Raw genomic sequence first — 21,157 nt, 5'->3', positions numbered from 1 at the left:
CCCGCAAGGTCCGGAGCAATGCTCGGCGCGGTTTCTCCAAGGGAGTCCCGCCATGATCCTGATCCGGCCCTCCACCTTGCTGCGCCGGACGCTGCAGGTCCAGGCGCTGGGCAACGGCGTCGCGGGTTTGGCGGCCTTGCTCGCCGGTGCCGGCCTCTCGCAACGCCTGGACCTGCCGGCCGGCGTGCTGGCAGCGGCCAGCGTCTACCTGCTGGGCATCTCCGCCCTGTGCATCCGGCTGTCCGGACGCTCCTGCCTGCCCCGCTCCATGGTCTGGGCGCTGACCGGCTTCAACGCGCTGTTCGCGTTCGCAAGCATCGTGCTGCTGGCCCTGGGCTTGTCGCTGCCCAACCTGCTCGGCACGCTGGTGATCTGCGCCGAGGCATGGATCGCCCTGGCTTTCGGCGAACTGCTGCAGATGGGGCTGCGCCGTTCCCCACGGATCGCGGGCCAAGCCTGGGGCAGCCCGCTGCAGGGTCAGTAGAGGTCGGAGATTTGTGATTCGAACTTGGCGTAGATCAGCGAGCGCCGCAGCTTGAGGCTGGGGGTCATCAGGCTGTTCTCGGTGGTGAACGGCTCGTGCAGCAGGTGCCAGCGCCGGATCCGCTCGATGGCCGACAATTCCCGGTTGGCCCGGCCGACGCCTTCGGCGACCGCCTGGCGGAACTCGTCATCCTTCACCAGCACCGCCAGCTCGGCGGGCTTGCCGCGCTCCTTGGCGAAGCGCTTGACGAACTCGGGCTCGGGAACGATCAGGGCCACCAGGTATGGCCGGCCATCGCCATAGACGACCACCTGGCCGATCTCCGGCTGCAGGCCGAGAATGCCCTCGACGCGCTGCGGACTGACATTGTCGCCGCCCGACACCACGATGATGTCCTTCTTGCGGTCGGTGATCTTCAGATAGCCGTCTGGGTCGAGCTGCCCGACATCGCCGGTGTGCAGCCAGCCGTCGCGCAGGGCCGCCTGACTCGCCGCCTCGTCCTGCCAGTAGCCCTTCATCACCATGTTGCCGGCAACGAGGATCTCGCCGTCCGGCGCGATCTCGATCCGAACGCCCTCCAGCGGCGGGCCGACCGTGTCGAGCCGCACCTTGCCGGGCGGGTTGACCGCGATCACCGGCGAGGCCTCGGTCTGGCCGTAGCCCTGCAGCATCGGCAGGCCCAGCGCATGGAAGAACATCCCGACATCCTGGTTCAGCGGCGCCCCGCCACTGACCATCGCCTTCAGCCGGCCGCCGAACCGGGCGCGGACCTTGTCGCGCACCAGCCGGTCGAGGATCCGGTCCAGCACCATGTCGACCATGCCGAGCCGGCCGTCCTGGTACTTCTTCCGGCCAAGCTCCAGCGTCTTCGCGAACAGCTTCGCCTTCACGCCGCCCTGGCGCTGCACTTCCGAACTGATCCGCTGGCGCAGCACCTCGTAGAGGCGGGGCACGCAGGTCAGGATGGTCGGCCGCGCCTCCAGCAGGTTGGTGCGGATCGTCTCGGTTCCTTCCGCGTAGTAGATCTCGGCGCCCAGGGCGATCGGGAAGAACTGGCCGGCCGTGTGCTCGTAGCTGTGGGACAGCGGCAGGAACGACAGGAACACCTCGTCGCCCAGGCCGATCGTGGCAAGAAGCGCCCGGGCGCCCTCGACATTGGCCATGATGTTGCGGTGGGTCAGCATGACCCCCTTGGGCCGCCCGCCGGTCCCGCTGGTGTAGATCAGGCAGGCGATGTCGTCCGGCTCCGCGGGCGGACGGTCCGGCAGCGGCGCGGCGCGCATCCCCAGCGCCAGGGCGTCCTTCCACGTGAACGCCGAGACCGGCAGGGCGCCCACCTCGTCCAGCGGCTCCATGAACAGGACGGTCTTCGCGGCCTTCTCGGTCTGCTCGATGGCCGGCAGCAGGCGCTTGGCCAAGGACCGGCCGGAGCAGATCACCAGCTTGGCGCCGCTATGCGCCAGCAGGTAGGCGTGGTCGTCCACGGTGGCGGTGGTGTAGGCCGGGACGGTGATCCCGCCCGCACTCATGATCGCAAGGTCGGCGATGCACCATTCCGGCCGGTTCTCCGAGACCAGGACCACCCGGTCGCCCGGTTCCAGGCCGAGCTGGGCCAGGGCCCGGGCCAGATGCTGCACGTCCATGGCGACCTCGCGATACGAGATCGGCTGGTAGATGCCGGACTGCTTGGACCAGAGGAACGGCGCGTCGCCTTTGCGCTGCACGGTCCGCTGGAACATCTCGACGAGACTTCTGCCGAGCTCCGTCATGCGCCTGCCTCCCGGTTGTCACGTGCTTCCGGACGATGAATCTCGCCGGGCCGCTCCCATATTTCCATGACGCGCGTAAGGGAGAACCGGTGTGGTGTCTATTCATGTGGATCGGTTGAGGGACAGTGAAACCGCGGCGGCGGCAGGCCTGCCGGCCGAGCAGCAGGGACCGGCTTGGGACCTCCGCGACCTTTATCCCAGCCGGACCGACCCGCAGGTCGAGGCAGACCTGACGGCGTGCCACAAGGAGGCCGAGCGGATCGCGACGACCTGGCGGGGCCGGGTGAACAGCCTCTCGGGCGACGAGCTGGCCGACCTGCTCGAAGCCTACGAGGCGCTGGACGACCGGCTGGGGCGCCTTGGCGCGTTCGCCTCGCTGCTGTTCGCCGCCGACCGGGACGATGCCGAGATCGGCCGGTTCTACCAGGGCATCCAGGAGCAGATCACCGCCGTTTCCTCGACCACCCTGTTCGTGACGCTGGAGGTCAACCGGATCGAGGAAGCCGATCTTCAGGGAAAGATCGAGGCCTCGGCCCGCCTGGCCCGCTTCCGCCCCTGGCTGCGCGACACCCGCGCCTGGCGCGAGCATCAGCTGGACGATGCGGTCGAGAAGGTCCTGCTGGAGAAGCATGTCACCGGCCGGGCCGCCTGGAACCGCCTGTTCGACGAGACCATGGCCGGCCTGCGCTTTCCGTACGACGGCCAGGACCTGACCAGCCAGGAGATCTTCGACAAGATGTCGTCGAAGGACCGGGCGGTCCGCGAGAAGGCGGCGACGGCGATCGGCAACGTGCTGGCCAAGAACCTGAAGCTGTTCGCCCGGATCACCAACACGCTGGCCAAGGACAAGCAGATCGAGGACGAGTGGCGCAAGTTCGAGCGACCGATCAGCTCGCGCAACCTCGCCAACCATGTCGAGGACGAGGTCGTCGACGCGCTGATCTCGGCGGTGCAGGCGAACTATCCGAAGCTCTCGCACCGCTACTACGCGCTCAAGGCCAGGTGGCTCGGCCTGGATCACCTGGAGCATTGGGACCGCAACGCGCCCCTGCCGGAGGAATCCGAGGCGCGGCTGCCCTGGAACAAGGCCCGGGAGGTGGTGGTCGACGCCTATGGGCGCTTCTCGCCGAAGCTGGCGGAGATCCTGGAACAGTTCTTCGAGAAGAACTGGATCGACGCGCAGCTGCGGCCCGGCAAGGACAGCGGCGCCTTCTGCCATCCGACCACCAGCTCGGTGCATCCCTACGTCCTGATGAACTACCAGGGCCGGGCGCGCGACGTCATGACCCTGGCGCATGAACTAGGCCATGGGGTCCATCAGGTGCTGGCTGCGAAGCACGGGCCCCTGATGGCGAGCACGCCCCTGACGCTGGCCGAGACCGCCTCGGTGTTCGGCGAGCAGCTGACCTTCCGGGCACTCCTCGATGCCACCAAGGATCCCGCCGAGCGCCGGGTGCTGCTGGCCGGCAAGATCGAGGACATGCTCAACACGGTGGTCCGGCAGATCGCCTTCGTCGAGTTCGAGCGCCGGGTCCACGACGCGCGCCGCAAGGCTGAACTGACGCCGCCGGAGCTGTGCAAGATCTGGATGGACGTGCAGACCGAGAGCCTGGGGCCGGCCTTTCGGTTCCGTGAAGATTATCGGACTTTCTGGTCCTATATCCCTCACTTCATCCATGTGCCGTTCTATGTGTACGCCTATGCGTTCGGCGATTGCCTGGTGAACTCCCTCTACGCGGTCTATGCGCAGAATCCGGATGGCTTCGAGCCGAAATATCTGGAACTGCTCGCGGCTGGCGGGACGTTGCGCCACCAGGAGCTTCTGGCACCGTTCGGCCTGGATGCCACCGACCCCGACTTCTGGACCAAGGGGCTGGGCGTGCTCGAGCGGTTCATCGACGAACTCGCGACGGAACTGAAAGAGGCGGGTATCGCCGATGAGCAAGCAGCTTAAGCCCGAGCAGCGCTCGGAGAACAGCCTGGGGGGGCGGGTTGCCCGCTACGCCCAGGTCGGCAGCTCGGTGGCGGGCCAGGCGGCCCGCATCGCCAGCAACCGGTTCCTGAGCCGCAGCCAGGATCGCACGGCGGGCGCCAACGACCTGCGCGCCGCGCTGGGCGGGCTGAAGGGCCCCTTGATGAAGGTCGCCCAGATGCTGGCGACCATTCCCGACGCCCTGCCCCCGGAATATGCGGAGGAACTGGCCAAGCTGCAGGCCTCGGCGCCGCCGATGGGCAAGCCGTTCGTGCGCCGGCGGATGGCCAGCGAGCTCGGGCCCGACTGGCGCAGCCGCTTTGCCGAGTTCGACCTGGATGCGGCGGCGGCCGCTTCGCTCGGCCAGGTGCACCGGGCGACGCTGGACGATGGCCGCAGCCTCGCCTGCAAGCTGCAATATCCGAGCATCGAATCGGCGGTCGACGCCGACCTCGCCCAGCTCAAGATCCTGTTCGCCGTGTACCGGCGCTGGGACAAGGCGATCGACACCAGCCGGATCTACGACGAGATCGCCGACCGGTTGCGCGAAGAGGTCGACTACGAGCGGGAAGCCCGCCACATCAAGCTCTACGCCCATATCCTCAAGGACCAGGCCAAGGTCTCGGTGCCCGAGGTGATCCCGGAGCTGTCGACCCGCCGTCTGCTCACCATGAACTGGCTGACCGGCCGGCCGCTCATGGAGTTCCGCGACGCCGACCAGGAGGTGCGCAACGAGATCGCGGTGGCGATGTTCCGGGCCTGGTACATTCCGTTCTATCGGACCGGGGTCATCCACGGCGACCCGCACCCCGGCAACTACACGGTCCGCGAGGACCACGGCGTCAACCTGCTCGATTTCGGCTGCGTCCGGGTCTTCCCGCCCACCTTCGTGAAGGGCGTGATCGACCTGTACTGGGCGCTGGTGCGCGGCGACCGGGATCTGGCGGTGTCGGCCTATGAACGCTGGGGCTTCCGTGGCCTCTCCAACGCCACCATCGACGTGCTGAACGAATGGGCGGGCTTCCTGTACTCGCCGCTGATGAAGGACGAGCCGCGCCTGATCCAGCAGACCAACAGCGGCCAGTACGGCCGGGAGGTTGCCCAGAAGGTCCACCAGAAGCTGCGCGACACCGGCGGCGTCACCCCGCCGCGCGAGTTCGTTTTCATGGACCGGGCCGCGGTGGGGCTGGGCTCGGTGTTCATGCACCTCAAGGCCAACATCAACTGGTACCGGCTGTTCGTCGACCTGATCGAGGATTTCGACGAGGCGGCGCTGGCCAAGCGGCAGGACGAGGCGATGGCGATCGCCGGGCTCCAGGGACTGAACGCCGACCCGGTGTGAGCCTCAGACCGCCGCCACCGGCCTAAATGGCACGTCCCCGGGTGGCAGGGGCGGGTGGAGGAAAAAGCCTTGGGCGGCGTGGCAGCCGATGGCGGCGAGGCGGTCGAGTTGCTTGCCGGTCTCGACCTTCTCCGCCACGACCTGCTTGCCCAGGCTGTCGGCCAGCCGGACGATCCCCTGGGCAATGCCTCCCGGCCGTCCGGCCCGATCGCCTTCGTCCGCCATCGCCGCGTCGATCTTGAGCAGGTCGAACGGGAAGGACGCCAGCTCGGCCAGCGGGAAGTGGCCGGTGCCGAAATCGTCGATGGCGATCCGGACCCCCAGGGCGGAGAGGTCGTGGAGCCGGTTCACGAACGCCGCACGCGCCGGATTGCCGATGACCCGCTCGGTCAGCTCCAGCTGCAGCAGGCCGGGCGCCAGACCGCTCTCGTCCAAGGCTTCCCGGACCAGGGGGACCAGGTCCGGACGGAGCAGCTCAGGCAGGGACAGGTTCACCGCCACCACGAGAGGCCGGCCGGCAGCTGCCCAGGCAACTCCCTGGGCGCAGGCGGTCCGCAGCACCCACTCGCCCAGGTGCTTGATCAGGCCGCAGCTCTCCGCAAGGGGAAGGAACGACGAGGGCGGGATCCAGCTGCCGTCGGCGCCGCGCCAGCGGCACAGCGCCTCCATGGCCAGCACCTCGCCTTGCGGCAGGGACAGGATCGGCTGGTAGACCAGCTCGAGTTCCCGACGCTCCAGCGCGGCCGCCAGCTTCGCCTGCAGGCTGCGGTTGCGGGTGAGGTCCTCGTCCAGCTCCTTGCTGTAGACCACGAAGCGGTTCCGGCCGGCAGCCTTGGCCCGGTAGAGAGCCACGTCCGCCGCCCGCAGCAGCGCCTCGTCGCTGCCGCCATGGCCGGGAAAGATCGCGACCCCGATGCTGCAGGACCGCTCCACTAGCAGTCCTTCCCAGTAGAAGGGCTGCGCCAGGACGGCGATCAGGCGGTTCGCCAGGAGCTGGGCGGCGGAATCATGGCTGATCCCCACCTGGACCAGCGCGAACTCGTCGCCCCCCAGGCGCGCCGGTGAATCGGTCTCGCGGACGGTGGAGGAGAGCTTCTGCGCGATGTCGAGCAGCAGCGCGTCGCCACAGGCATGGCCGTGCGTGTCGTTGACCTGCTTGAAGCTGTCCACGTCGATCAGCATCAGCGCGACCTTGTCGCTGTCGCGGCGTGCGCGGTTGAGCGCCTGGCGAAGCCGGTCGTGGAACAGGGTCCGGTTGGCCAGGCCGGTCAACGCATCATGGTGGGCGAGATGGGTGATCTCGGCCTGGATCGCGATGCGGGCGGTGACGTCCTCGATGAACATCAGGATGGTGTCGATGGCACCGTCCGGCCGCCGCGCCACCGAGATGTGGGCGGTGCAGTGGAGCAGCCGCCGGTCGCGGGTCCAGGTACGCGCCGTCAGCTCCACCGAGCTCAAGCCATCGTCGCGGATCGCCTGATAGGCGGCATGGCGTCGGGCCTGGTCGGCCTCGTGAACCAGCCCGATCTCGTCTAGGCTCCGGCCCAGCACCTCCTGTTCCGTCCAGCCGAAGATCCGCTGGGCCTGTCCGCTCCACGTGCTGATGACCCCCACCGGGCCGCGGCTGTAGTCCAGCTCGACCACCGCCAGAGGCGTGTTGCGGATATGCCGGCCCAGCAATTCGGCTGTCCGGCGCTCGGCGTCCAGAGGTGCTTTGACCGGTTGGTGGGGAAGGTCGATGGCGCTGTGCAGGCGCCGCCGCCGTCCCCACGAGAGCAGCCCTCCAGCGCCCGTGGCGCCCAGCACCCACCATTCCATCCCGGATTCAGGCTGTGCAACGCGCCCGATGGCGGTCTCTCTGGGGACGTCGCGCGCCGGAACCGCAAGGAAGCCGGACATCACCTGGGCGAGCAGCAGGATCGCGCCCATCCCCGCGATGCAGGTGATGCCGGGACGGCTGCCTCTCATGCCGATGATGCTTGCATGGCGTCGACTTCCTGGCTCGATCCTTGGGGCGGATCGTCGCCGTCGCCGGGTCCAACTTCCCCCTGGAGGCGGACCCCGGTGCTCCGGCCCCGCCCAGGCCGCGTGGAATAGAATCTTCCAGGCGGTTGATTGGGAACGATCTGCATGCGGGCGTACTATGGGATGCCTAGCGGATCAATTCCTTCAATCCGCCTATCTCCTCCGGGCGATCGTCGCTTCCTGCACGTCGCTCAGGTCTGGGCGGGATCGGCGTTGAGCGCGATGTTCTTCAGCTCGCTGTAGACATCCAGCGCCTCGGTGCCGGGCTCCCGCGATCCGTTGCCGGACAGACCGCGCCCGCCGAACGGCATGTGCGCCTCGGAGCCATGGGTCCCGGCATTGATCACCGTCACCCCGGCCCTCACCCGCTCGCAGAACAGCAGGCCCCGGTCGACGGAGCGGGTATGGATGCAGGCGGTCAGGCCATACGGCCCGGCATTGGCCAGTTCCACCGCCTGGTCGAAGCCCTCGACCCGGTAGAGGCAGGTGACGGGCCCGAACAGCTCGGTCCGGCTGATCTCGTCGGCAGGATCGACCTGGTCCAGGATCGTCGGGGCGAGATAGTAGCCGCCGGCATGGTCCTGGTCGGCCAGCCGGCTGCCGCCGCTCAGCAGGCGGGCGCCCCGCCCCTTCGCCGCATCGATCGCAGCCAGCATGTTGCCGAGCTGCCGGGCATTGATGACGGGCCCCAGGTCGTCGCCGTCGCCGTTGCCGAGCTTCAGGGCGGCCGTGGCGGCCACGAACTTCTCGACGAACGCGTCGTAGATCGGCGCGTGCAGGATGATCCGGCTGCCGGCGGCGCAGCGCTGGCCGGCATTGCTGAACGCCGACAGCACTGCCCAGCGCACCGCCTTGTCGAGGTCGGCATCGTCCATGACCACCAGCGGGTTCTTGCCGCCCAACTCCAGGCTGATCTTCTTCAGGCGGGCGCCGGCCAGCTCGGCCAGCCGCCGGCCGACCCGGGTCGAGCCGGTGAAGCTCACCACGTCGACCAGATCGTGGGTCACCAGGGGCTCGCCGGCCTCGGCGCCCAGCCCATGCACCACGTTGAACACGCCCGGCGGCAGCCCGGCTTCCAGGGCGGCACGGGCTGTCCAGGAGGCGGTGAAGGGCGTGTCCTCCGCCGCCTTCAGCACCACGCCGTTGCCGCAGATCAGCGCCGGGAAGAGCTTCCAGGCAACGTTCGCGATGGGCGTGTTGGCGGCGATGATCAGCCCCGCCACCCCGGCCGGGGTGCGCACGGTGAGGTTCAGCTTGCCGGGCGTGCCCGAGGGGATGGTGCGGCCGAACAGGCGCTGCCCCTCGCCCGCGAAGAACCGCGCGCACTGCACGGCGGCGCCGACCTCGCCCATCCCTTCCTTGCGGGACTTGCCGGTCTCGCCGGCCACGACCGCGCCAAGCTCCTCGGCCCTCGCCTCCATCAGGTTGGCGATCCGGTGCAGGATCTGGCCGCGCTGCACCGCCGGCACCGCCGCCCAGCCCGGTTGCGCCGCCCGGGCCGCCTGCACCGCGGCGTCGACGTCGGCGGCGCCGGAGCGTGCGATCCTGGACTGCAGGGCGCCCGAATGCGGATCGAACTTCTCGATCCGCTCGCCGCCCACGGCCGCGACCTCGCTGCCGCCGATATGGTTGTCCAGGATGCCGGGAATGGTCATGGGGATGCTTTCGGATCGAACGGATTGACGAGGGCCACGCCGAAGCCTGCGAAATCAGCCAGATCGCGGGTGGCGACGGTCATGGAGCGGGTGAGGGCGATGGCGGCGATCTCGGCATCGGCGAGGCCGGCAGGACGGCCGTCCCGATCCGCTGCCGCCCGGATCTCGCCGCAACGGAGGGCGGCTGCCTGATCGATATCAATGATGCGCCCGCTGAACCGACGTTGCCGGATGTCGTCAAGCCCAGCCTCGAGCCCAGAGCGCCGCCGGCCAGGAGACAGGCGGGCGATGCCATAGCGGAGTTCCTGCAGGGTCGTGACGGCGATGTGAAGATCGTCCAGCGCACAACGCGCGAACCAGGAAAGCACCGTCGGATCGCCCTGGTTCTTCATGAGTTCCGAAACGACATTGGTGTCGATCAGGATGCTCATTTTTCATTGAAGGGATCTGGCGGCACCGTAGGGTCGTCCGGCACGGTCAGATCCCAGTCATCGTCGTCTGGCTTCGGGCCGCTGGTCAAGAACGCCACCAAGGCCTCGCCGGTCAGGTGGCCCGGCCCGGTCGCCTCGGACAGGACCGCCCGCACCTCCGCCTCCATCGAGCGGCCATGCCGCCTGGCCTGCGCCTTCAGGCGTTCCACCACCGCATCGTCGACGTTGCGCACCAGGATGGTCGCCACATGCACCTCATGTCGCTGCTAGCATCATAGCTAGCGCGGGATCACCAGGCGGTCCAGCCACCATCCACGCGGAACTCGGCACCGGTCGCGTAGCGCGCGGCGTCGGAGAGCAGGTAGACCATGATGCCGGCATAGTCGTCCGGCTCCGCCATCCGGCCGAGCGGCATCTTCTTCAGATAGCCTTCCAAAAAGCGCGGGTCCTGGTTCGCGAACACCCCGGCCAGGGTGACGCTGTTCACCCGCACGCCTTTCGCCGCCCAGTAGGTCGCGAGGTAGCGGGTCAGGTTGTAGAGGGCGGACTTGCTGGCCGAGTAGGCCACCGGCTTGAAGAAGGTCTCGGTTTCGCTGCGCCGGTACTCGTAGATCGACTGGTCCGGGGAGACGACGCCATAGATCGACCCCACCAGCACGATCGAGCCGCGGCCGGCTCCGGCCATGGCGCCGCCGAACACCTGGCAGCACAGCATGACGCCGGTCACGTTGACGTCCAGGACCTTGCGGAACGATTCGACCGGATAGTCCTCGAAGGCGCCGTTCTCGGACGCCGGCGCGTTGGGCGGGCTGTCCAGGGCGGCGTTGGCGATCAGGCCGGACGGGGTGCCGAGCTTGGCCTCGATCGCCGACAGCGCCCGGACCAGCGCGTCCCGGTCCGTCACGTCGGCCGCCACCGCCAGGGCCCGGCCATCGGCGCAGGCTTCCCGCAGGACGGAGGGCAGGCCCGAGATGTCGTCATGGCGGTCGAGAAGGGCGACCTTCGCCCCCCTCTCCACCAGGACCTGCGCATAGGAGCTGCCGAGCTGACCGAGCGCCCCGGTCACCACGACGACGCGCCCGGCCAGGTCGAACAGCGGATCATGCACGGGCGAGGGTCTCGAGCGAGATGTTGTCGTCGGCGGCGAGCGCCGCGGTCAGCTTCTGGCCGATCACCAGGTCGATCTGATGCGGCGGCAGGCCGTCGTTCGGCGACTTGATCGCGATGTCCTCGCGCGAAAGCACGTGGCCCACCGGCAGGTCTCGGGCGGCCACCAGCTTCTTGGCCATCTTGAACAGGGGCTTCACTTCCGACGGGTACTGCCGCTTGATCCCGTCGCCCATGGCGATCCGGGCGCGCTTCAGGTCGCGCACCAGCTTGCGCATCCCGACCGGCTCCAGCGAGAAGGCATGGTCGGTGCCCTTGGACGTGCGGTCCAGGGTGAAGTGCTTCTCGACCATCCGCGAGCCCAGCGCATAGCCCAGCATCGGCATGGCGATGCCGGAATCATGGCTGGAGAAGCCGATCACGATGTCCGGGAACGCCTTGCGGAAGGTCTCGATGACCTTGAGGTTCAGCTCTTCCCAGGCAGGCGGATAGCCCGCGGTGCACTGCATGATCGCGAGCTGCGGGTTGATCGGCATGATCGTCTCGTAGGCACGCTTCACGTCGTCCATCTCGGCGCCGCCGGTGGAGACGATCATCGGCTTGCCGAGCTTCGCCACGTACTTGAGCAGGGGCGTGTTGATCAGGTCGCCCGACGCGATCTTGAAGGCCGGCATGTCGAGCGCATGGAGAAAATCGGCGCTCTCGAAGTCGAAGGCGGTCGAGAAGAAGCCGATGCCCTTGCTACGGCAATAATCAGCCAGCTCGGCATACTGCCTGTCGTTGAACTCCAGCGCCTCTCGGTGCTCACCGTAGGTAGAACCGAAGGCATTCTCGGAATTGTACGAGCTCTCGTACATCGACTTGGTGAACAGGCTGCGGTTCTCGCGCTTCTGCAGCTTCACCGCATCGCAGCCGCAAGCGACTGCCGCGTCGACCATTTCCTTGCACTTCTCGACGCTGCCCTGGTGGTTATGGCCCACCTCGGCGATCACGTACGTATCGGTATCATCGGCGATCCGCCGACCGGCGATGATGAGTTCACGAGACATCGACCACTCCAAACAAGTCGAACGGCGCGACCGCGTCGCGGGTTGGCGAAGAAGGGGACTGGCGCGTCACGGGTGCGCCCCGCGCGGATGCGATCTGGTAGCGCCGTCCAGGCTCTGGAACAACTGTCCAAGGCACGCGGCCCATGAAGGCGTCACGCCCATGCGGGAGGCGAGGCGATCCGGCGGGCGCCGGCGGCACCCAGGATGGGGGACGCGCCCGGTCATCCGGGTCCGTCGCCTTGGCTGGCCGGGCGCCGGTAGACAAGATTGAAAATCCTGGCGCCTTCGGCCAGGCGGACATGATTGCCGGCAACATGGTCGTCTCGGACCAGTCCGCCGCTCTCCAGCAGCGACGACACCGCCTGGACCTCGCTCGCGTCGTTCAGGTCGACCTCGACCAGCACCGACTGGAGGCGCGGGTCGCGCAGCACCCGGGCGGCACCCTGCACCACCGCGGTCTCCAGCCCGTCGACATCGATCTTGATATGGTTGGGGAACGGCGCGCCGAAGCGCTCCACCAGCGTGTCGATCGACAGCGCCAGCGCGCCCTGCCGCCAGGCGGGGGTGAAGGTTTCGCCCTTGTAGTCCCGGGCCTCGCCGAAGGTGTGCAGGGCCGTGCCGATGACCTGGTCGCGCATCTGCATGGCGCCCAACCGGTCGGTCCGGTCCACGGCAAGGCAGTAAGCCTGCACCTTCGCATCCATCGCGTTGAGGACGATGTTGGTGTTGAGGCCAAAATAATTCGCGGCCGTCGGCTCGAACGCCAGCACCTGGCAGTCGCGGATGATGGCGGCGTAGAGCGCATAGACCCCAAGGTTCGCGCCGATGTCCCACAGGACCGAGCCCGGGGTGAAGCCGTCCAGCCAGGAGATGGTCCCCGGCTCCTTCTGCAGCAGCCACTTGGCTCGGCCGAGGGCGATCTCGGTCGGGCACTCGAACTTGATGGCCTTCTCGCCGATGGGGACCGTGAATTCCATGAGCCTCCGGTGAGCCTGTCGCCCCCCTTACATTTGAGCCGGGCGCGTCAGTCGCCCAGGCCCCGCCGCATCGCCGCCGGCTCGAAGCTGGTGGCGTCGACGCCCTCGATCATGCAGAGCAGGCAGGTATGCCTGATCCGGAACAATGGCCGTGTCCGGGCGAAGTCGTGGGCGAAGCGGACCACGCCCGGGGATTTCGCCGCATAGTCGTGCCAGATCACCACCCCGCCCGGCCGCACCAGCCGCAGCGCCCGCTCGGTATCCGCGACCACCGCCTCGTAGCAATGGTCGGCGTCGACGAACACGAAGTCCATGGTGCCGGCCAGCTCGCCCGGGTCGAAGGTGCGGCTGTCGGTCCAAAGCTCGTGGATGCGCGCTTCCTCGGGCGTCCCCCGGTAATAGGAGCCCAGCACCGGGGCGATCCTCGGATCGGCCTCCGGCGGCAGGTTCAGCGTCCAGACCTCGGCATCCGGCGCCACCCGGGCCAGGTGCCAGGTGGTGCGGCCCATGTAGGTGCCGATCTCGAACAGGCGCCTGGCCCCGATCGCCTTGGCGATCGCCGAGACATAGAGCAGGTCGACCTGGTTCTCGTGGGCGCTCTCCTGGTTGATCGCACCGATCGGGACGCTGATCGCCTCGATGCCCGGGAAGATCTGGGAGAGATGCAGCTCGCGCACCGCCGAGGCCGCCTGCCAGGCGGCGAACAGCTCCTCTGCGCTGGTGCCGGCATCGGCCGGCGCCTCGGCCAGGTAGCCCGCCCAGTCGGACAGGTCCTTCAGCCGGCGGGTCACCTGGCCGTGGACGTCCAGCGCCTCGGGATCGGCCGGGGCGCGTTCCAGCAGCTCGTCCGACCGCCGCAGGAACCCGCCGGCACGCCTGGCGACGATCGCCATCGCCCGGCGCTGCGCCTCGCTGCCCCGCCAGCTCCGCCGCGCATGGTCCACATAGGCGTCCAGGGCCGCAACCGGCCGGCCGAACTCCGCGAGGCTGGCGGCGACCGTGTCGCGGGCGTTGATGCGCGGATCGTCCACGGCGAAATCCCGGCCATGAGCTTCCTCCGGCACCGGGATGCCCAGGAGCATCGCGATCTCGACATCGCCAAGGTTGCGGCGGGCCCGCTCCAGCGCTCCTTCCAGCTGACCGGCCACTTTCCCGGCGACCTGGTCATCGGCCGGCGCCAGCTCCCGCAGCCCTGCCACCCGCGTGGCGAAGCCGTCGATCCAGGCGCTCAGCCGGCGGTGGCGCTCGGGCTCGACCGGGTTCGGCTGCCGGGGCAGTTCCTCGGTGACCCGCTCCACCGCGTTGATCGCCTGGGCCAGGGCGGAGAGCCGGGTGCGTACCGGCTTTTCGACCGGGTCCTTCACCTCGTCGGGCGCGCGCAGGGCCTGGGTCGCCCGGAGCCTGCGCCAGGCCCGCAGCAGGTCCTCGGCGCCGGCATCGGCGTCGGCGGCAGCTGCGAACTCGGCCTGATGGGCGACTTCGTCCAGCCGCGCGGTGACCTGCTCGTGCACGTCCAGGGCGGCAAGATCGCCCGGGACCTGTTCCAGCAACGCGTCGCAGCGGGCCAGGAAGCCGCGCGCCCGCTGGGCCACCAGCTCCATCGCCTGGCGCTGCTGGGCGCTTCCCTGCCAGTTCTGGACGGCATGCTGGACGAACGCGCCCAGGCCATGGGCCGGCCGGCCATACTCGGCGATGGTGGCGACCACCGTGTTCCCGGCGGGCAGGCGCGGATCGTCCACGGCGATGCCGCGCTCCACGAGCCTTTCCGGCACGGCGACGCCCAGAAGGGCCGACAGCTCGGCATCGGCCACATGGTGCCGCGTGCGGTCCAGCGCCGCCTCGATCTGGGGCGCCAGCCGGACGGCCACCTCGTCGTCGCTGGCGATCTGGCGCTGCAGCCGCGCCAGGCGGTCGGCCAGGCCGGCTGCCGCCTGGGCCAGCCGCTCGTGCTCCTGCAGGTCCAGCGGGGCGGGCTGCTTCAGGAACGCCTTGGCGGTTGCCTCCAGCCCGTTCACGGTCTGGGCCAGGGCCACCAGCTGAGACTTGACCGGCTTGTCCGCCTCTTCCGGGGCAGCCTCTTCCAGGGCCGGCGCCGCCGCCGGGCGGGCCCGCTCGGCGAACGACCAGTCGTAGTCGACCAGCAGGTCGCCGGACAGGCTGTTGGGCAGCCGCCCCGAAGGATAGAACGGCCCTTCCACCACCGGCACCACGGCCGCGCCCGTCACCTTGTCCACGGTCAGCCGGTCGACCTGGTAGGCCAGGTCGATCTCATAGCGGCCGGGCATCAGCGCCAGCCTGGGAATGTCCGCGTAGCACCAGCCCTCGCGGGGCACGTTGCCTTCGGTGCGCCCGATCAGGTCGGACGGGATTGCGAACAGGCGCTGGCCGCGGGCGTTGTTGAACGCGACGTTGACGGTGATCCGCTCGCCCATGCGGGTATCCGGATCGAACCGGTAGCGCAGCGCCAGGCGCAGATGGGTGCCGGAGCGGGCGAACTCGATCTTGCGCCCGGCCGCGTCCTGCATCTCGACCTCGAGAAAGCGCACGCCGCCGGCCCCGGTACGGTCCTGCCGCTCGGCCAGCGCCGCCTTCTCCTTCTTGCCATGCACCAGGGCATGGTACTTCTTGATGATCTCGCCGGTCGGGCCCAGCGCCTCGCAATTGCCCTGGTTGAGCAGCAGGGCCCGCGGGCAGAGCGACGCCACCGCGTTCATGTTGTGGCTGACGAACAGGACGGTGCGGCCGAACTCGGTGGTGAGCTGGTTCATCCGCTTCAGACAGCGGTCCTGGAACTCCATGTCGCCGACCGAGAGGACCTCGTCGATGAACATGACCTCCGGGTCCAGATGCGCCGCCACCGAGAAGGCCAGGCGCACGCGCATGCCCGAGCTGTAGTGCTTGACCGGCTGGTCGATGTAGCGCTCGACCCCGGAAAACGCGACGATCTCGTCGAAGCGCTTGCGCACCTCGGACGGCATCATGCCGAGCAGCGTGCCGTTCATGAACACGTTCTCGCGCCCGGACAGCTCCTCGTGGAAGCCGGTGCCGACTTCCAGCAGGCTGGCGACCCGGCCGCGGATGATCGCCTTGCCGCGGGTCGGCTCGGTGATCCGCGCCAGGATCTTGAGCAGCGTGCTCTTGCCAGCACCGTTCTTGCCGATGATCCCGATCACGTCGCCCGGGTCCGCCTTGAACGAGATGTCGTTCAGCACCCAGACGGTCTTCTTCTCCGCCTCGCCGCGGCCGCGGTTGAGGAGGAAGCTCTTGCCGAGGTTCTGCACCTCGATGGCGGGCAGGGTCATCAGAAGTGGTCGACGATGTCGCGTTCGGTGCGGCGGTAGAGGTAGACCGCGTAGACCAGCAGGCAAATGCCCGCCCCTCCGGTCCAAAGGATGGCACCCAGCGGCGGCAGCGCCTGCCCGGTGAGGGAGGCGCGGAAGCCCTCGATGATCACGGCGATCGGGTTCATGCGATAGAGCCAGAGAAAGCGTTCGGGGATGTACGAGATCGGGTAGATCACCGGGGCGGTGTACATCCAGACCCGCATGAAGATGGACAGGATCATGCCGACGTCGCGGTGGCGCACGCTCTTGGACGCGGCGAACAGCCCCATCCCGGCCGTCCAGATCACCAGGAGCAGCAGCCAGAGCGGCAGGCTGAGAAGACCCAGGCCCGGTATCGCCTTGTCGTCCGGCCCCATCAGGCCGGGGATCAGGTTGTAGGCGAGCATCAACAGGACGCCGAAGCAGAACGCCGCGGCCATGTCGGTGAACTCGACGGTGATCGCCACGATGGGCGGCACCAGGCGCGGGAAATAGACCTTGGTCATCATCCCGCGATAGGTGTTGAAGCTCGAGGAGACCCTTGTGGTGGCGCCGGCGAAGAACAGCCAGGCGATCAGGCCGGTATAGACATGGACCGGGTAGGGCAGGCTGCCCCGGTGCAGATCGAGGACCACGCCGAAGATCAGGACGTAGACCAGCATCTCGGAGAGCGGCTTGATCAGGAACCAGGCGCGACCCAGCGTGAACGCCCGGTAGCGGCCCTTCAGCTCCCGGCCCGCCAGGTAGCGGATCAGGTGCCGGTAGGCCCAGAGATCGGCCCACATCGTGGCGAGATCCGCCACGCTCTTGTGTTCGATCACGAGAGTCGGCTGCGTCGGTTCGTGACGCGGCGACGGGATGACTGCCATGGATGGGGGACTCTCGGTCAGCACTCGAGCCGCACGCGTTGGTCGTACGACACCCGCCGGACATTTCGGCCGGGGTGGACGGTCGCGATTGACAGCGCGCCTATCGCATGATCCTAGGCGGACATCAATGTCCCGCGCGCGCCATGCCGACCCGGCGCCAGGAGTTTTCACCCTTGCTGCAGCGCCTGTTCCGCCGCCTCAAGGCCGAGGCGGCCCCGATCCGTGCGGCCGCCCAGGGCGCCCTCGTCGACTGGGCCAGCCTGATCGAGAAGGACCGGCAGCTCTGGGACAAGGCGACCCGCAGGTCGGCCAAGGGCAAGTCGGTCCTGATCGCCACCAACACCGGCGGTCACGCCCTCGTGACGCTGCTGGAGAGCGTGCTGGCCGTCTCCTTGGCCCTGCGGGGAGCAAAAGTCCATCATCTGCTGTGTGATGCGGCGCTGCCGGCCTGCCTGCAGGCGATGTGGACCAATCTTGCCGGCCCGGAGGACTTGGTCGAGCGGCGCCTGGCCGAGCGGCTGTGCGGGCATTGCCGCAAGACCGGGGAGATGGTCTTCGACCAGCTGCCGATCGAGCACCACACGCTGGGCACCCTGTGCGACGCGCAGGCCAAGGCGGAGGCGCGCCGCCTGGCCGAGACCATCCCGGCCGACCAGATCCCCAGCTACGTCCTGGACGGCATGGCGGTGGGCGACCATGCCAAGGCCGGCGCCCTGCGCTTCTTTGCCCGGGGCACGCTGGAGAACGAACCCCAGGGCGAGGCGGTGCTGCGCCGCTATTTCGAGGCCGCGCTGATCACGGCCTTCGCCATGAAGGCGCTGTTCGCCAAGCACCGGATCGACGCCGCCGCCTTCCACCACGGCATCTACGTGCCGCAGGGTATCGTGGGCGAGGCCTGCCGGGCCAACGACGTCCACGTCGCCAACTGGGTCGCCGCCTACCGCAAGAACTGCTTCATCTTCAGCCACCACGACACCTACCACCATACGCTGATGGACGAGCCGGTGTCGGCCTGGGAGGACCTGCCGTTCGACGAGCGGCAGGAGCAGATGATCGTCGACTACCTCAAGAGCCGCTGGTCGGGCACCCGCGACTGGATCTGGTTCCACGAGAAGCCGGACGAGGACGTCGAGAAGCTGATCGCCGAGCGCAAGATCGACCGGAGCAAGCCGATCATCGGCTGCCTGACCAACGTGTTCTGGGACGCCCAGCTGCACTACCCGGCCAACGCCTTCCCGAACATGGGGGCCTGGCTGACCGAGACGGTGCGCTGGTTCAGCGAGCATCCCGAGCTGCAGCTCCTGATCCGGGTCCACCCGGCCGAGATCCGCGGCACCGTGCCGGCAAGGCAGAAGGCGGTCGACGAGATCGCCAAGGCTTTCCCGGAGCTGCCGCCCAACGTCCACGTGATCGGTCCGGAGGAGCAGGTCAGCACCTATGCGGCCATGCTGCTCTGCGACTCGGCGATCGTGTACGGCACCAAGACCGGCGTGGAGCTGACCTCGCTGGGCATCCCGGTGATCGTCGCCGGCGAGGCATGGATCCGCAACAAGGGGGTCACCACCGACGCCCACTCGGTGGAGCACTACCGCGAGATCCTGGGCCGCCTGCCGTTCGGGGAGCGCCTGGACGAGGCGACGGTGCGCCGGGCGCGGATGTATGCCTACCACTTCTTCTTCCGGCGGATGCTGCCCCTGCCGTTCCTGGTGCCGTCCAAGTCCAAGGCCATGTACGACCTAGGCATCGACAGCCTGGAACAGCTGATGCCGGGCAACCATCCGGGCCTGGACGTGATCTGCGACGGGATCCTGAACGGCAGCCCGTTCATCTACCCGGCCGAGATCCTGGGCCTGCACGACGAGGAGCCGGCGTCAGCGGCGGCCTGACAGCCAGTTCTTCACCCGGCCGAGCAGCGAGAGCGTCTCCTCGGTATGCATGGCCACGGCGGCCTCGTGCCCGGAAAGGCGCTTGCGGAGGGCATGCACCGCGCCCTCCTGGCGCCGGACCAGGTCCGCCATGGCCGGATCACGTGCCAGCTCCGCCAGTTGCGCCTCGAAGTCCGGCAGGATCGCGCCCGGATCGTGCAGCTTCGGGTCGTAGCGCTGCCTGGTGATCCTGGCGAGTTCCAGCAGCCTGCGCGCGCAGGCGAGCACGTTGGCGTCCGCGTCGAACGGCATCGCCGGCACCCGGCCGGCCCAGGCATCGTCCATGGCCGCCGCCAGCCCGTCCGGGTCGTCGGTCCGGAAGAACCGGGCCTCCGGCGCCTGCTCGCGATGCACCGCGAACTCGGACAGGAGCAGGGGCCGGCCCAGCACCTTCGCCTCCTCCACCACCGAGCTCCAGCCCTCGAACCGGGACGGCTGGATCACCGCCTGGCAGTCGCGCAGCAGCGCCAGCTGGGTCTCGCGCGGGATCCGGCCCAGCACATGGCAGCGCTTCTCCAGCCCGTGCCGGGCGATCAGGCCACGGATGCGCGCCTCGTCGTCCGGCCAGCGCGGGTCCTTGGTCTCGCCGGTGAACACCAGCTCGATGCCCGGGTCCCGGCAGCGCGCCAGCGCCTCGACCGGCAGCTCCAGGTTCTTGTGCCGCCACCACTGGTTGCAGATCAGCAGGTAGCGCTCCGGCGCCTCCTTGGCCCGCGGCAGGGCTGCGACCTCGGCGGGGTCGACCAGGGCCGGGAACGGCAGCCGCACGGTCGGCACCATCGCCTCGCCCACGATCCGCCGCGTGTCCTGCTCGGCCATGGCGGACGACACGGCGAGCGCCGGGGGGCGGGTCGCCAGCAGGCGGAAATGCAGGTCGCGCCGGGCATACTCCGCCTTGTCGAACAGTTCCGGCAGGTAGCGGCACTGCCAGTCGGGGATCCAGCCGGCCCAGGGTGCCCCCACCGGCGCCTCGAACAGCTGGGTCGCCGGGTAGACCAGGTCCAGGTCGAGCTCGGCCGCCCGCTCGAACGGCTCCACCGCGGTCGCCAGATGCCGGTTGGCCTCGGCGATCGGCCGGCCGCGCTCGTCGGCCACCAGCAGCACGACCTCCGGCCGCTCGCCCTCCGGCAGCCGCGACAGCGCGGTGGCCCAGGCCAGCACGTAGTGGATCCCGCCGGTCCAGAGCGGGTTGCTCAGGACCCTGAGCCCGATCCTCATGAGCCTGCCGCCTGATCGGCGCGCTGGCGGATCGGGCCGAACACCCGGTCGGCGGTTCCCGCCGGGTCCTGCCAGTCATATTCCTGGCGCGACGGCAGTTCCTGCTGGGCCAGTTCCTTCCAGCGCCGCCCATAGACCTCGCGGTCCTCCGCCATGGTCGCGTTGTTCTGCATCCTGAGGGCCTCGCCCGGATCCACGTAGTGCTCGACATGGGCGTCCGGCACGTCCCGGATCGTCCAGCCCCGGTCCCACATCTTCAGGCAGAGGTCGCTGTCGGCCTTGTAGAACCGGTAGGCTTCCACCTCGATCCAGCCGACATCCTCCAGGGCCGGGCGCAGGAGGAAGCCGTGGTTGACCATCATCCGTCCGCCCAGCGTCTTGCCGACGAAGAAGCGCTGGTCGTCCGGCCAGTTGCGGAACGGGAAGGCCAGCCCGCCGACCCGCTCGCCCTGCCCTTCCAGCTCCGCCAGCCGGTCCAGGCCGGCCTGCAGCGTGCCCGGCAGCAGCAGGCAGTCGTCGGAGATCATGCAGATGATCTCGCTGTTGGCGGCGCGGAACGCCAGGTTCATGAAGAACCCCCAGCTCCGCTTGGGCAGCGCCGCCCCCTGCCACTCGCCCCGGTTGTGCTGGACGATCGTGATGATGTCCTTCTGCGCGGTCAGCCAGGGCAGGCTGCCATCCGACGACCCGCCATCGATCACCACGATCTCGACCTCGGCCGCCACCTTCTGCGCACGCACGCTCTCGATGGCGGGCTGCAGGAGATGCAGGCGATCCAGCGAGCCCAGCACCACCGAGAGCCGCGTCCGGTCGGTCGGGCGGACCGTAGGGCGGTGCGGCTTCGGGCTGGGCGCGGCTTGCGCGGCGCGAAACGGCCAGGTCAGGCGCATGGGGAGGGGAAACTCGCATTCTTGAACCGGTTGCCGGGCCGGTTTAGAACCAGATCCATTGACATTCCATCCGCGCGGACGTTTTAGCGCCGCGACGAAGACCCACCCCCTCGCGAATGGT

The 21,157-nt window shown here is 68.7% G+C and carries 16 protein-coding genes; 4 read left to right on the top strand and 12 right to left on the bottom strand.

Features of this window, described 5'->3' with window-relative positions; genetic code table 11:
• Positions 1-52 precede the first annotated feature (52 nt).
• Positions 53-484 (top strand): hypothetical protein, encoded by a 432-nt coding sequence (locus tag GEMRO_RS28440; protein ID WP_051328841.1) that lies wholly within the window; start codon positions 53-55, stop codon positions 482-484.
• On the opposite strand, the gene GEMRO_RS0108150 is transcribed toward GEMRO_RS28440, so the two are convergent.
• A complete protein-coding gene (locus tag GEMRO_RS0108150; protein ID WP_027133590.1) occupies positions 478-2,253 on the bottom strand; it encodes an AMP-dependent synthetase/ligase in 1,776 nt (591 codons plus the stop codon). The genes GEMRO_RS28440 and GEMRO_RS0108150 overlap by 7 nt on opposite strands.
• A gap of 115 nt (positions 2,254-2,368) precedes the next feature.
• Between GEMRO_RS0108150 and GEMRO_RS0108145 the strand changes: the two genes are divergently transcribed.
• Both GEMRO_RS0108145 and GEMRO_RS0108140 read left to right on the top strand, forming a co-directional pair.
• Positions 2,369-4,207, top strand: a complete 1,839-nt coding sequence (locus GEMRO_RS0108145; protein WP_051328840.1) for a M3 family oligoendopeptidase — start codon at positions 2,369-2,371, stop codon at positions 4,205-4,207.
• Positions 4,191-5,567, top strand: a complete 1,377-nt coding sequence (locus GEMRO_RS0108140) for an ABC1 kinase family protein (protein WP_027133588.1) — start codon at positions 4,191-4,193, stop codon at positions 5,565-5,567. Before GEMRO_RS0108145 ends, GEMRO_RS0108140 begins: the two co-directional genes overlap by 17 nt.
• Before the next feature lie 3 nt (positions 5,568-5,570).
• On the opposite strand, the gene GEMRO_RS28435 is transcribed toward GEMRO_RS0108140, so the two are convergent.
• From GEMRO_RS28435 to GEMRO_RS0108095, 9 genes are all read right to left on the bottom strand, one after another.
• Positions 5,571-7,535: a putative bifunctional diguanylate cyclase/phosphodiesterase gene (locus tag GEMRO_RS28435; RefSeq protein ID WP_051328839.1), complete on the bottom strand. Its 1,965-nt coding sequence runs from the start codon at positions 7,533-7,535 to the stop codon at positions 5,571-5,573.
• A gap of 248 nt (positions 7,536-7,783) precedes the next feature.
• Complete coding sequence (locus GEMRO_RS0108130) at positions 7,784-9,247, bottom strand: aldehyde dehydrogenase family protein (RefSeq protein ID WP_027133587.1); 1,464 nt, start codon at positions 9,245-9,247, stop codon at positions 7,784-7,786.
• Positions 9,244-9,678: a type II toxin-antitoxin system VapC family toxin gene (locus tag GEMRO_RS0108125; RefSeq protein ID WP_027133586.1), complete on the bottom strand. Its 435-nt coding sequence runs from the start codon at positions 9,676-9,678 to the stop codon at positions 9,244-9,246. The genes GEMRO_RS0108130 and GEMRO_RS0108125 overlap by 4 nt, the downstream gene beginning before the upstream one ends.
• On the bottom strand, positions 9,675-9,926 hold the full coding sequence (locus tag GEMRO_RS28430) for a FitA-like ribbon-helix-helix domain-containing protein (RefSeq protein ID WP_205624933.1): 252 nt from the start codon (positions 9,924-9,926) through the stop codon (positions 9,675-9,677). The genes GEMRO_RS0108125 and GEMRO_RS28430 overlap by 4 nt, the downstream gene beginning before the upstream one ends.
• A 41-nt stretch (positions 9,927-9,967) precedes the next feature.
• Positions 9,968-10,786, bottom strand: a complete 819-nt coding sequence (locus GEMRO_RS0108115) for an SDR family oxidoreductase (protein ID WP_027133585.1) — start codon at positions 10,784-10,786, stop codon at positions 9,968-9,970.
• Positions 10,779-11,834 carry an N-acetylneuraminate synthase family protein gene (locus GEMRO_RS0108110; RefSeq protein ID WP_027133584.1) on the bottom strand — a complete coding sequence of 352 codons (1,056 nt, stop codon included), beginning with the start codon at positions 11,832-11,834 and terminating at the stop codon, positions 10,779-10,781. The genes GEMRO_RS0108115 and GEMRO_RS0108110 overlap by 8 nt, the downstream gene beginning before the upstream one ends.
• 221 nt (positions 11,835-12,055) lie before the next feature.
• The gene (locus GEMRO_RS28425; RefSeq protein WP_051328838.1) at positions 12,056-12,811 is read right to left on the bottom strand and encodes an FkbM family methyltransferase; all 756 of its coding nucleotides are present in this window, start codon (positions 12,809-12,811) and stop codon (positions 12,056-12,058) included.
• 47 nt (positions 12,812-12,858) lie between these two features.
• A complete protein-coding gene (locus GEMRO_RS32510; protein ID WP_051328837.1) occupies positions 12,859-16,113 on the bottom strand; it encodes an ATP-binding cassette domain-containing protein in 3,255 nt (1,084 codons plus the stop codon).
• Positions 16,113-16,955 (bottom strand): ABC transporter permease, encoded by an 843-nt coding sequence (locus GEMRO_RS0108095; protein ID WP_027133583.1) that lies wholly within the window; start codon positions 16,953-16,955, stop codon positions 16,113-16,115. The genes GEMRO_RS32510 and GEMRO_RS0108095 overlap by 1 nt, the downstream gene beginning before the upstream one ends.
• Before the next feature lie 221 nt (positions 16,956-17,176).
• On the opposite strand from GEMRO_RS0108095, the gene GEMRO_RS28415 reads away from it, so the two are divergent.
• Positions 17,177-18,889, top strand: a complete 1,713-nt coding sequence (locus GEMRO_RS28415) for a hypothetical protein (RefSeq protein ID WP_035486775.1) — start codon at positions 17,177-17,179, stop codon at positions 18,887-18,889.
• Here GEMRO_RS28415 and GEMRO_RS32505 read toward each other — a convergent pair.
• The gene (locus tag GEMRO_RS32505) at positions 18,875-20,146 is read right to left on the bottom strand and encodes a glycosyltransferase (RefSeq protein WP_051328836.1); all 1,272 of its coding nucleotides are present in this window, start codon (positions 20,144-20,146) and stop codon (positions 18,875-18,877) included. The two genes, GEMRO_RS28415 and GEMRO_RS32505, sit on opposite strands and share 15 nt — an antisense overlap.
• Complete coding sequence (locus tag GEMRO_RS28405) at positions 20,143-21,036, bottom strand: glycosyltransferase family 2 protein (RefSeq protein ID WP_051328835.1); 894 nt, start codon at positions 21,034-21,036, stop codon at positions 20,143-20,145. The genes GEMRO_RS32505 and GEMRO_RS28405 overlap by 4 nt, the downstream gene beginning before the upstream one ends.
• Positions 21,037-21,157: the final 121 nt, after the last annotated feature.

The sequence above is a fragment of the Geminicoccus roseus DSM 18922 genome, from assembly GCF_000427665.1.
GTDB lineage: Bacteria > Pseudomonadota > Alphaproteobacteria > Geminicoccales > Geminicoccaceae > Geminicoccus > Geminicoccus roseus.
Note: the sequence above shows the minus strand (reverse complement) of the source record. Positions and strands in the feature narration are given on the sequence as shown.

Excerpts from the sequence above, each read along its gene's own strand:
- GEMRO_RS0108110 (WP_027133584.1), bottom strand. The coding sequence starts at position 11,834 with ATGTCTCGTGAACTCATCATCGCCGGTCGGCGGATCGCCGATGATACC.
- GEMRO_RS0108140 (WP_027133588.1), top strand. The coding sequence starts at position 4,191 with ATGAGCAAGCAGCTTAAGCCCGAGCAGCGCTCGGAGAACAGCCTGGGG.
- GEMRO_RS0108125 (WP_027133586.1), bottom strand. The coding sequence starts at position 9,678 with ATGAGCATCCTGATCGACACCAATGTCGTTTCGGAACTCATGAAGAAC.
- GEMRO_RS32505 (WP_051328836.1), bottom strand. The coding sequence starts at position 20,146 with ATGAGGATCGGGCTCAGGGTCCTGAGCAACCCGCTCTGGACCGGCGGG.
- GEMRO_RS32510 (WP_051328837.1), bottom strand. The coding sequence starts at position 16,113 with ATGACCCTGCCCGCCATCGAGGTGCAGAACCTCGGCAAGAGCTTCCTC.
- GEMRO_RS28440 (WP_051328841.1), top strand. The coding sequence starts at position 53 with ATGATCCTGATCCGGCCCTCCACCTTGCTGCGCCGGACGCTGCAGGTC.
- GEMRO_RS0108150 (WP_027133590.1), bottom strand. The coding sequence starts at position 2,253 with ATGACGGAGCTCGGCAGAAGTCTCGTCGAGATGTTCCAGCGGACCGTG.
- GEMRO_RS28405 (WP_051328835.1), bottom strand. The coding sequence starts at position 21,036 with ATGCGCCTGACCTGGCCGTTTCGCGCCGCGCAAGCCGCGCCCAGCCCG.
- GEMRO_RS28435 (WP_051328839.1), bottom strand. The coding sequence starts at position 7,535 with ATGAGAGGCAGCCGTCCCGGCATCACCTGCATCGCGGGGATGGGCGCG.
- GEMRO_RS28425 (WP_051328838.1), bottom strand. The coding sequence starts at position 12,811 with ATGGAATTCACGGTCCCCATCGGCGAGAAGGCCATCAAGTTCGAGTGC.
- GEMRO_RS0108130 (WP_027133587.1), bottom strand. The coding sequence starts at position 9,247 with ATGACCATTCCCGGCATCCTGGACAACCATATCGGCGGCAGCGAGGTC.